The sequence below is a fragment of the Rhizobium sp. NPDC090279 genome (assembly GCF_044769665.1).
GTDB lineage: Bacteria > Pseudomonadota > Alphaproteobacteria > Rhizobiales > Rhizobiaceae > Rhizobium.
This window is the reverse complement of the sequence record NZ_JBIVYI010000030.1, coordinates 1-10,988: the sequence shown is the minus strand read 5'-3', so window position 1 is coordinate 10,988 and position 10,988 is coordinate 1. Positions and strand designations below refer to the sequence as shown.

General features: G+C 55.1%; 8 protein-coding genes and 1 pseudogene. 6 read left to right on the top strand and 3 right to left on the bottom strand.

Annotated features, from left to right (window positions below):
• The 4 genes from ACIQWP_RS31475 to scpA all read left to right on the top strand — a co-directional run.
• Positions 1-271 (top strand): hypothetical protein (locus ACIQWP_RS31475; RefSeq protein WP_402796326.1); only part of this gene is annotated, 271 nt, incomplete at its 5' end.
• Between the two features lie 26 nt (positions 272-297).
• Positions 298-1,830 carry an acyl-CoA carboxylase subunit beta gene (locus ACIQWP_RS31470; RefSeq protein ID WP_402796324.1) on the top strand — a complete coding sequence of 511 codons (1,533 nt, stop codon included), beginning with the start codon at positions 298-300 and terminating at the stop codon, positions 1,828-1,830.
• A gap of 11 nt (positions 1,831-1,841) precedes the next feature.
• A complete protein-coding gene (locus tag ACIQWP_RS31465; RefSeq protein WP_402796333.1) occupies positions 1,842-3,845 on the top strand; it encodes an acetyl-CoA carboxylase biotin carboxylase subunit in 2,004 nt (667 codons plus the stop codon).
• Positions 3,845-5,983, top strand: coding sequence for a methylmalonyl-CoA mutase (scpA, locus tag ACIQWP_RS31460; RefSeq protein WP_402796330.1), 2,139 nt, complete (start codon positions 3,845-3,847; stop codon positions 5,981-5,983). Before ACIQWP_RS31465 ends, scpA begins: the two co-directional genes overlap by 1 nt.
• A 522-nt stretch (positions 5,984-6,505) precedes the next feature.
• Here the strand turns inward: scpA and ACIQWP_RS31455 are convergent.
• Complete coding sequence (locus ACIQWP_RS31455) at positions 6,506-7,375, bottom strand: alcohol dehydrogenase catalytic domain-containing protein (protein WP_402796321.1); 870 nt, start codon at positions 7,373-7,375, stop codon at positions 6,506-6,508.
• 325 nt (positions 7,376-7,700) lie between these two features.
• Between ACIQWP_RS31455 and ACIQWP_RS31450 the strand changes: the two genes are divergently transcribed.
• Entirely contained in the window at positions 7,701-8,909 is a 1,209-nt protein-coding gene (locus tag ACIQWP_RS31450; RefSeq protein WP_402796318.1) for an aromatic ring-hydroxylating dioxygenase subunit alpha, read from the top strand.
• A 160-nt stretch (positions 8,910-9,069) separates the two neighbouring features.
• Here the strand turns inward: ACIQWP_RS31450 and ACIQWP_RS31445 are convergent.
• Positions 9,070-9,588, bottom strand: a pseudogene (locus tag ACIQWP_RS31445) (ATP-binding protein); the annotation flags it as partial.
• The gene (locus ACIQWP_RS31440; protein ID WP_402796329.1) at positions 9,536-9,832 is read right to left on the bottom strand and encodes a Mu transposase domain-containing protein; all 297 of its coding nucleotides are present in this window, start codon (positions 9,830-9,832) and stop codon (positions 9,536-9,538) included. The gene ACIQWP_RS31440 and the pseudogene ACIQWP_RS31445, both read right to left, overlap by 53 nt.
• Positions 9,833-10,237: 405 nt before the next feature.
• On the opposite strand from ACIQWP_RS31440, the gene ACIQWP_RS31435 reads away from it, so the two are divergent.
• Complete coding sequence (locus tag ACIQWP_RS31435; protein ID WP_402796316.1) at positions 10,238-10,858, top strand: site-specific integrase; 621 nt, start codon at positions 10,238-10,240, stop codon at positions 10,856-10,858.
• The last annotated feature ends 130 nt before the right edge of the window (positions 10,859-10,988 follow it).

Genomic DNA, 10,988 nt, shown 5'->3' with positions numbered 1-10,988 from the left:
GCATGAACCCGGGGTGACCTCAAATGAAGGGCGAAGCAAGCCAGGCATCGGCGAAAGGGAATCTGTAGGGATTATTTACTGCACTGGCAGCATGATGCGCTGCTGCGGTCGTCACTTTTTGCTTGACTGGAACGGCCCCGTTACCGAAGTCCTGACCCTAGTTGGATCCTTTCGGGACTTTGCAAAACTAAGTTTGCATCTTCGGCATTTACACAAGCGCTCTTCTCAACTGATTTACAAAATGACAGGCGAGCCAACGCTCAGCCCATAAGACAAGTCGAGAACTAGGGGTAGTGGATGTTGTCCGTGATCGAAGAGCTTAAATCGCGTCGAGCCGAGGCGCAGCTTGGCGCTGGCAAGAAGCGCATCGACGCACAACACTCGAAAGGTAAGCTAACCGCGCGGGAACGGATAGAGGTGTTGCTCGACGACGGTTCTTTTGAAGAATATGGCACCTACGTCACGCACCGCGCTACGGAGTTCGGCATGGCGGATCGAAAGATCGCTGGCGATGGCGTGGTCACGGGATGGGGCACTATTAACGGCCGACAGGTATATGTCTTTTCTCAGGACTTTACCGTTCTCGGTGGCTCGTTGTCGGAAACCCACGCGCAGAAGATCTGTAAGATCATGGATATGGCGATGCGCAACGGAGCGCCAGTCATTGGCCTCAATGATAGTGGCGGAGCCCGTATCCAGGAAGGGGTGGACTCGTTGGCAGGATATGCCGAAGTGTTTAGGCGCAACGCCGAAGCTTCGGGCATTATCCCGCAGATATCGGTTATTATGGGGCCGTGCGCGGGTGGTGCCGTCTATTCGCCTGCCATGACAGACTTCATTTTCATGGTCCGCGACAGCTCATACATGTTCGTCACTGGCCCCGATGTCGTGAAAACAGTGACCAATGAAATTGTGAGTGCTGAAGAGTTGGGTGGCGCGAGAACTCATACTTCCAAATCATCAGTCGCCGACGGCGCTTTTGAAAATGACATCGAGGCGCTGGAGCACGTCCGTCTCCTGTTCGACTTCCTACCTTTGCATAATCGGGAGAAACCGCCGATGCGCCCCTTCTACGACAACCCGTCTCGTCTGGAAGCGCGTCTCGATACGCTTATTCCTGACAGATCAAACAAGCCGTATGATATGGCCGAGCTTATTTTGGCGATAGCGGATGAGGGGGATTTCTTCGCCATCCAGGAAGCCTTCGCGCGCAACATCATTACAGGCTTTGTCCGCATCGAAGGAGAGACGGTCGGCGTGGTTGCAAACCAGCCAATGGTGTTAGCCGGCTGTCTCGACATCGATTCATCCCGCAAGGCGGCCCGCTTCGTCCGATTCTGTGACGCGTTCAATATTCCCATCCTGACGCTTGTCGATGTTCCCGGTTTTCTGCCGGGTACTGCGCAAGAATACGGTGGCGTTATAAAGCACGGAGCCAAGTTACTATTTGCCTACTCGCAGGCAACCGTACCAATGGTGACGCTCATAACCCGTAAAGCCTATGGCGGCGCCTACGATGTTATGGCGTCGAAGCATATCGGTGCGGATATCAATTACGCTTGGCCGACTGCGGAAATTGCCGTCATGGGCGCAAAAGGCGCTACAGAAATTCTATATCGATCCGAACTCGGCGACGAGGAAAAAATCGCGTCACGAACGAAAGAGTATGAGGAAAGGTTTGCCAATCCCTTCGTTGCTGCAGAACGCGGCTTCATTGACGAGGTGATCGTTCCGCATTCCTCCCGCCGATGCATCGCGCGAGCCTTTGCTTCTCTTCGCGGCAAGCAGGTGGATGCGCGTTGGAAAAAACACGACACTATGCCGCTATGACAGGTAAAACTATGTTCAAAAAAATTCTCGTTGCTAACCGCGGCGAAATCGCGTGCCGTGTCATCCGCTCGGCCAAGAATCTTGGAATTCCTACTGTTGCCGTATATTCTGATGCTGACCGTGACGCTTTGCATGTGCGTCTTGCCGATGAGGCGGTACATATCGGGCCTGCTCCGTCCAACCAATCCTATATCGCCATCGACAGAATTCTTGAGGCTGTCCATAAGACAGGCGCCGATGCCGTCCATCCTGGTTATGGCTTCCTGTCGGAAAATTCGGCGTTCGCTGAAACTCTGAAGAGAGAGGGCGTCATCTTCATCGGGCCACCCGTTGGTGCAATCCAGGCGATGGGCGACAAGATCACGTCCAAGAAGTTGGCAGCAGAAGCCGGAGTTTCCATTGTACCGGGCTATACGGGTTTGATCGAAGATGCAGAGGCGGCGGCGAAAATTTCGTCAGCGATCGGTTATCCAGTAATGATCAAGGCATCAGCCGGCGGTGGCGGCAAGGGCATGCGAATTGCATGGGACGACATGCAAGCGAGAGACGGTTTTCAAGCTTCCAAGAATGAGGCCAGGGCCTCCTTCGGCGATGATCGCATATTTATCGAGAAGTTCGTCACCGAGCCACGCCACATCGAAATCCAAGTCCTTGGCGATCAACATGGCACGGTGCTCTATCTTGGCGAGCGCGAATGTTCGATTCAGCGACGCAATCAGAAAGTCATCGAAGAGGCGCCATCCCCGTTCCTCGATCCGGAGACGCGCAAAGCGATGGGCGAGCAAGCAGTTGCCTTGGCAAAAGCCGTTGGCTACTTCTCCGCCGGCACAGTTGAGTTTATCGTCGACAGCAGCAGGAATTTCTATTTTCTCGAAATGAATACGCGCCTTCAAGTCGAGCACCCTGTCACGGAACTCATCACCGGCATTGACCTTGTAGAGCAGATGATCCGGATCGCGGCCGGCGAGAAACTCAGTTTCGGCCAGCGCGACGTAATACTTAATGGGTGGGCAATCGAAAGCCGCGTTTACGCGGAGGATCCGTTCCGCAACTTCCTACCCTCGATCGGCCGCCTGACGCGCTATCGCCCTCCTCCAGAAGGCGTCGCGGAAAACGGCAACGTTGTCCGTAATGACACCGGGGTTTTCGAAGGCGGTGAGATTTCGATATTTTATGATCCGATGATCGCCAAACTCTGCACCTGGGCGCCAGATCGTTTGGCTGCAATCGACGCCATGGGCACGGCGCTCGACGATTTTGAAATTGAAGGCATTAGTCACAATTTGCCTTTTCTGTCGGCGGTTATGAGGCATGACCGATTTCGCTCCGGCGAGATTACCACGGCGTTCATTGCCGAAGAGTTTCCCGAAGGCTTTCATGGCGTCGAGCCTGAAGTGACGGACCTTCGAAAGCTCTCGGCGATCGCGGTTGTCGTTAACCAAACTATTCAACGTCGTGCAGCGCAGATATCCGGCACCATGGGTAATCGTCGCCGTCAGATCGGCGCCGACTGGGTGGTCGCGTTCGGAAAGCAACAATTTTCTGTTTCATTGAACGAAAACCTTGACGCGGCGTGCGTTAGCTTTGCTGATGGTTCAGACGTAACGGTCACAGGAGCATGGCAACCTGGTCAGAGCCACGCGCATTTCACGGTCAATGGACAAACTGTTGGTGTGAAAATTTCGAAGGTAGGCACCGCCCTTCGTATGCGTTGGCGAGGGATGGATTTGACAGTATATGCCCGTGAGCCACACGTTGCTCAGTTAGCCGCGCTCATGCCTGTTAAACCGCCTTCGGATACGTCCAAAGCGCTGTTGTGCCCTATGCCCGGTGTAATCACCTCCGTTGCGGTGAAGACTGGTGACCGAGTGGAAGCCGGTCAGCCGCTTGTAACCGTTGAGGCCATGAAAATGGAGAACACGCTTCGAGCCGAAAGGCGCGGAGTCGTCAAGCGGATCAGTGCAGTGATTGGCCAAAGCTTCTCGGTCGATGAACTGATCATGGAGTTTTCATGATGTCGGGCGAGAGGCTAGAGGATTGGAAAGCGCTTGCCGAAAAGGAAATCAAGGCGCCGGCCGAACGGCTCATTTGGCAAACGCCTGAAGGGATCGACATCAAGCCGCTCTATACCAAGAGTGATACAGAAGAGCTCGAACATCTCGGCTCGCTGCCGGGCCTCGAGCCGTTCACACGCGGTCCGCGCGCAACGATGTATGCTGGGCGCGCGTGGACGATTCGACAATACGCCGGTTTCTCGACCGCGGAAGCCTCGAACGCCTTCTATCGCAAGGCGCTTGCCGCCGGTCAGCAGGGCGTTTCGGTCGCCTTCGACCTTGCTACCCATCGCGGCTACGACAGTGACCATCCGCGAGTCGCCGCCGATGTCGGCAAGGCGGGAGTCGCTGTCGATAGTGTCGAGGACATGAAGATCCTCTTCGAGGGCGTTCCCCTCGAAAGGGTCTCCGTCTCCATGACGATGAACGGTGCGGTCATCCCGATTCTTGCCAGCTTCATCGTCGCGGGCGAGGAACAGGGCGTGGCGCGCGCTGAGCTCACGGGCACGATCCAGAACGACATCCTCAAGGAGTTTATGGTCCGCAACACCTATATCTACCCACCGGAACCCTCGATGCGGATAGTTTCGGATATCATCGAATATACCACGAGGGAGATGCCGAAGTTCAATTCGATCTCGATTTCCGGCTATCACATGCAGGAGGCGGGCGCGACGTTGGTACAGGAACTTGCCTTCACGCTTGCCGATGGACGCGAATACGTTCGGGCTGCGATCAAAAAAGGCCTGAATATCGATGACTTCGCCGGTCGCCTCTCCTTCTTCTTCGCGACCGGCATGAACTTCTTCATGGAGGCCGCAAAGCTGCGCGCTGCTCGTCTGCTGTGGACCCGCATCATGGAGGAGTTCAAGCCGCAGAAGGTATCGTCCCTGATGTTGCGCACGCACTGCCAGACCTCGGGCGTTTCTTTGCAGGAACAGGACCCATACAACAACATCGTCCGCACCGCCTTCGAGGCCATGTCCGCGGTGCTTGGTGGCACGCAGTCCCTTCATACGAACTCCTTCGACGAAGCCATTGCATTGCCAACGGAGTTCTCTGCCCGTATAGCTCGCAATACACAGCTCATTTTGCAGCACGAGACGGGCGTAACCAAAGTGGTCGATCCGCTGGCGGGCTCCTACTACGTTGAAAGCCTCACCAAAGAACTCGCCGACAAGGCCTGGGATCTAATCGAGAAGGTTGAAACGCTTGGTGGCATGACGAAGGCCGTTAACGATGGACTACCGAAACGGCTGATTGAACAATCAGCCACCCGCCGGCAGGTCGCAGTCGACAAGGGTGACGAAGTGATCGTGGGTGTAAACAAGTACCGACTGGAATCCGAGTATGAAATAGATATTCTAGATATCGATCATGCGGCGGTGCGCACCACGCAGATCAAGCGGATCGAGGAGACAAAACGTCTTAGAGATTCGGCCACTGTTATAGCCGCACTCAAAGTCCTGACTGCAACCGCCCGCACTGGAAAGGGCAATATCCTTGAGGCCGCCGTTGAGGCCGCCCGCGCTCGCGCCACGATTGGCGAAATCTCCGATGCGATGCGTATGGTCTTTGGCGATCATTCTGCCGTCCCAGAAGTGGTAAGCGGCATCTACGGTCGTGCCTATAAGGACGAGCCGGAGCTAATAACGCTTGCTGCCCGGCTTTCGACCGTTTCGCAGACCATCGGCCGCACCCCGAAGATTATGATCGCAAAGCTCGGCCAAGACGGCCATGACCGCGGCGCCAAGATTGTCGCTTCCGCCTTCAGAGATATTGGCTTCGATGTTGTCGCTGGCCATCTGTTTCAAACCCCTGACGAAGCCGCTGACACGGCGGTCTCTAACAAGGTGCATGTTGTTGGTATCTCATCACTCGCGGCCGGTCACAAGACCTTGGCGCCGGAATTGGTAAAAGCTTTAAGAGCCAGGGGTGCTGTGGATATCATTGTCGTTGTCGGCGGCGTCATTCCCCGGCAGGATTATAACTTTCTTCTCGAAAATGGCATATCGGCGGTGTTTGGTCCTGGTACCAATATCCTAGAAGCTGCGCAGGGTGTCCTCGATCTGCTGCAAGGCCGATTGCGAAACAATTGATTGGGTGGGGATACCAGCATGACCGGTGTGACCCAGACAATCAATTTTTATGATCATCGAGCGCTGGCAGCCTGCTCTTCGGTAGACCTTGACGAGCCCGTGATCGTCGAGTTCAAAAATCAGGTGTAGAGAGCGAAATCTTGCTAGGCGCTGTCTGTTGGCTGTGTGTCCCAATAGGACTGATAGCAATGAAATTTCAGCGACTGCTACGAAACCAACCTGAAATCGCCTAAGTCCGGATGAAAACCCGGTGCTGAAGGTTGCGCTAAGATACAGGTCAGCAGACCAATCGACACAGAACGAGCAAGCAAATTTACAAAGCTGGCACATACTGTCGGCGTGGTGATCATCGTGCTCCGGATTTCAACATACCCAAGAGCATTCGCATTAGACCAGTGAAACGGCCGTACAATTCGAACAAGAAAACATAGCAAGGCTCGCATGGTACTTGTCAGGAAAACTCGAAACATTAAGATACCGTCTCGGTGCAAAGGACACAGACGTTCCGAAGTGTGGGTGGCCTCAACCTTCTCCGAACCTGATCACCAATGGACCAATATGCGAGTTGAAATCGAAGTCTGCCAAATTCTCCTCGATACTTTCGAAAGACAGGAGCTTGCTTGGCCTTGGTTTTAGTTCTCCTGCCTCAGCAAACCTGGCAAGGTGCTCTAGCGTTTCCATTGTGAATATATCGGGTTCCACCAAAGCGGAGACAGGCTTCGAGCATGGCTTAATGAGATCGCCTGCTGAAGAGGTGTATACCCCCTGCGGTAGGAGAAAATCAGAACAGTCCTGGTAGCTTGCCTGTTTTCTAAAGTCTGCAATCACATGGACATCAGGGCCATCATACTCCGGTATGGAGCCCGCCCACACCGATACCGGAAGTTCGGCAAAAGGCCAAACCACGGATTTTCCGGTGATAATGTAGACATTAGCTCCACGAAGCAGAGCGAGTTCGACGCAAGCGGCACCGCTCCCGGAGTCGGCGCCGAGCACCAGGATCCGCTCCCCTTTGTATAGGCGAGCCCAAGTGAGAACGCGCTCAGCCAGACTATAATTGAATGCAAGAAGGGGCAGAGCTTCGATTGGCAAGTCGGGGGATATGGGACAGGCATCGGCCGCTGCCACAGCTATGAATTCTGCGGCACCGCCATCACGATCGATGCCGAACAGGCCCGCAGTCCCCTCTCTACTGCCCAAGCCGGGGTCGACTATTACGACATCACCTAAGCGCCACGCGGGAACATCTTCGCCGACAGCAACAATTTTGCCGGCGGCGCCCTTCCCGACAATTCGGTCGCTCGAAACCGGATTGGAGGCAAGGAGATCATCTTCATCAAGCGAAAACGCAAAAACTTGGATCAGAACCTCCCCGCTGCCAGGTTGTGGCAAGGGGAGGTCCCGGCGCAGTTGGAGACGATTTCCAGATTTCACCAACCCCCGCATAATGCGTTGTGCCCCCATGGAGTAACCTTTGACATATTAGAATTTCTGTCGGTGATCGTCAGTCTGATTATAAACGAGAATAGCGGATTGTCTGTTGGTGTTAAGCGTTTGCCAACCTTCTGTAATCAATCTTATCCGAAATAAAGTTCTTTCTTTTGATATGGTATCAATGTGTCTCAGCGATACTGTTTCTCGATGCTAAACTTGAACGCTTGCTTCGGCCATCGCTATTTCCGCTGCCCGGAGTGCCAGAGCTAAAGGGGAACGTGCGATGAACGCTCATGATACCGCTGTTTTCGGAGCAACCGCCTTGTCCGAAAGGGAGATTGAGAAGCTCAGTCTGCCCACAAGCTTGGCGGAAGGGTTGCCTGGCCGTACTTACTATGACCCGTCATTCTACGAGCTTGAGCGCAAGCACGTTTTTGCCGCCGGTTGGACAGGAATAGGTTTCGCGAGCGACGTTCCAAATGTTGGCGATGTCGTCCCAGTCAGCGTTGCCGATTATGAACTGATCCTTGTTCGTGCTAAAAGCGGCGAGGTGAAGTGTTATCACAACATTTGCCGTCATCGCGGGATGAAGCTTGTAAAGGGTAAAGGGAACGTCAAAACGATCCGCTGTTCTTACCATTGTTGGACGTACGGCCTCGAAGGTAACCTTCTTGCGACCCCATCGATCGCCGGAGTGAATGAAAGCCAAGCCGAAGGCTTCGACCTTAGCCAGCTTTCACTGGTAGAAGTTAGGATTGGACAATACCTTGACGTGATATTCGCAAACATCGATGGAAAGGCCAAAAGCCTCGATGAATTTCTAAAGCCGGTACGTGAACGGCTCGAACCCATCTATGACTTCACGATTCTAAAGCCAACCCCGGACGGCACCGGACGGGGGAGCAGGGATTTCGCAGTCAATTGGAAGATTGTGGTTGAAGGTGGCATCGAAGATTATCATTTGCCTTTCGTCCACAAGGCATTCGATCACAGCAAAGACTACTCTTCCGAAATCGGCGGAAGTGTTTATTCAGGTTTTTCATCCCGCCGATCGCTGGTAGATGCACAGAAGCGTTATGCAACTAAGGTCGCTGATGGAAACGAATTGCCGTTCTTCCCCAGTATGGTCGAAACGGGCATTGCGCAGACGGTCATCCTGTTTGTGTTTCCGGCAACCATTATCACCTGCACGCCCAACTACATGTCACTCTCGCTCCAGCTTCCACGCGGCCCGGAATTAACGCATTATACCTCCAAGACATACTTTATTGGGGATTCTGCAACTTCCGACGCATTCGCAAAGCTTAGGGAAGAAAATACTATCTACTGGAAACAGGTTCTCGATGAAGACGACGGCCCTTGGCGACAGGTCCAGGCTATGGCTCGCAATCGAGAGGAGATTGGTTTGCCGAGCCGCTTCTCCCCACACTGGGAGGTGGCGTTACACAACTTTCAAAAAACTGTCGCCGAGAAGACCAGTTCCGTCTCTTAAACTCTAAAAAGGGAAATGTTCACGCGCAATTCGGCGGCGTTGGGCTGGGTAAATCAGGCGTTACATGTGACGATCTTGTCTGGAAGTGCGTATTCCGATGAAGCCGGCCAGTCGATGCTCCCCTGGGTCGTTGTTTTGATGGCTCCTGATTGTCGTGCGGTCAAGCCTCGGATGGAGCCCGACGCTGATTTCGCAGGCTCTCGCCGCTGAGCTCAATGCGATAAGCATTGTGGACGAGGCGGTCGAGGATGGCGTCGGCGAGTGTCGGATTGCCGATCATGTCGTACCAGTGATCGACGGGCACCTGGCTGGTGACGATGGTGGAACGCTTCTCATAGCGGTCCTCAATGATCTCAAGGACATCGCGGCGCTGTTCGTCGTTGAGCTTCTCAGGTCCCCAGTCGTCGAGGATGAGCAGGTCGGTTCTGGCGAGCGCCTTGAGGACCTTGGGATAGCGGCCGTCGCCGCGCGCGAGCGCACAGGCCAGCCAGCTCTTGCCGACGCCGGCAGGCCCGATCAGCAGGAGACTGTGATGTTGCCTGATCCAGTCGCAGCCGGCGAGCTTCAGGATGAGATTGCGGTCAAGGCCGCGAGCGGCACGGAAGTCGATGTTCTCGACCTGGGCGTCATGACGGAGCCTGGCGGCACGGGCTCTCGCCTCGAAGCGCTTCTGGCGGCGCGGCGATGCGCTTGCCGCGATGGAATATCTCGATCATCCGGGCAGTGGCGCGGATATCGACCTGCTGGCGGATGAGGCCGTGCGGGACGGAGTAGAAGAAGCTCTTGAACTCGATATGGTAATCCGTCGAGACCCGCGCCAAGCGCCATTCGGTGAACTCATAGTCCTCGGCGGGCAGACTTGCGAGTGCTGGGCGTTCGACCGTCTCGAAGAGATGCCGACAGCTGACGCCGAGCCGGCGCATGACATGATCGTTGATGCGGCTGAGCATCTCGGCGATCGCGGCATTGGCCTCGGTGAACGAGAAGAAGGTCTGCTTGCGCAAGCGGCCGAGAATGCAGCTCTGGGCGAAGCGCACGGCGTTCTCGACCTTGGCCTTGTCCTTCGGGCGTCGCGGCCGCGCCGGCAGGACGCCGACGCCATAGTGGGACGCCATCATGCCGTAGCTGCGGTTGATCTCGGGATCATGAACGCTGGCGCGGTTGACGCCGGACTTCAGGTTGTCGTAGTTTTGTGTCCCGAACGGTTATGTGCCCTGAGAGGCATAAGTTCTTGCAATTGAATGATTGGTTTGTCTCTGGCGGCACATCGCGCAGGCGGTGCAACGAGCGCATCCTCCATTTCTCCCCAACCCAGAATGGAGGTTGCCATGTTGGAACGCTTTTTTGTCAAGCCGCAGACAGTCGATCGGATCAAGGATTGCTGGCTGGGGCCACAGATAGACCAGTATGTGACGGTGTTGTGCGAGCAGGACTATGCATCGCGCAGCATCTATCGACGGGTTCCGATCCTGACGAAGTTTGCAGCGTTCACTGCGGTCCGCAATGTCGATCAGATCGAACAAGCCGAGGCGTTCATCGAGCCATTCATCGACGATTGGCTGTTCATTCGTCGCGCCAATCGATCCGTTGATGCGTGTCGACGCGATCGCAACTTCGTCGGGGGCATTGTGCGGCATTTCTTCAGCCAGGTCGTCTCGAAGTCGGATAACATCAGCCGTAGAACAGCTTGGCCGATCCCTTTCGCTACCCAGGTGCCGGGGTTCTTTGACTACCTTCGCGCAGAGCGGGGCCTGCGTCCGAGTTCGATCCATCACTACCGGCATTATCTGCGCGGGTTCGAGCGATATCTCGGGGACGTTGGGTGCGAGGTGACCACGCTTTCGTTGCCAGTGGTGACGGGGTTCGTCACGACCCAGGCTCAGCACTTCGGGCCCAGATCAATGATCGGTCTTGCAAGTACATTGCGGGTTTTTTGGTCTGCCCCCTGAAAAGTGATCCTTCTTGAAGTATGGCTTATGAGCCGTGAAGTGCCCCCCGAATTTGGGCCAGCGGGAGCTGGAATTTTCCGGGGTTAAAGGCTCAGCTCGGCGGGGGTGCCGATGAGCCGTTCATGAGCGA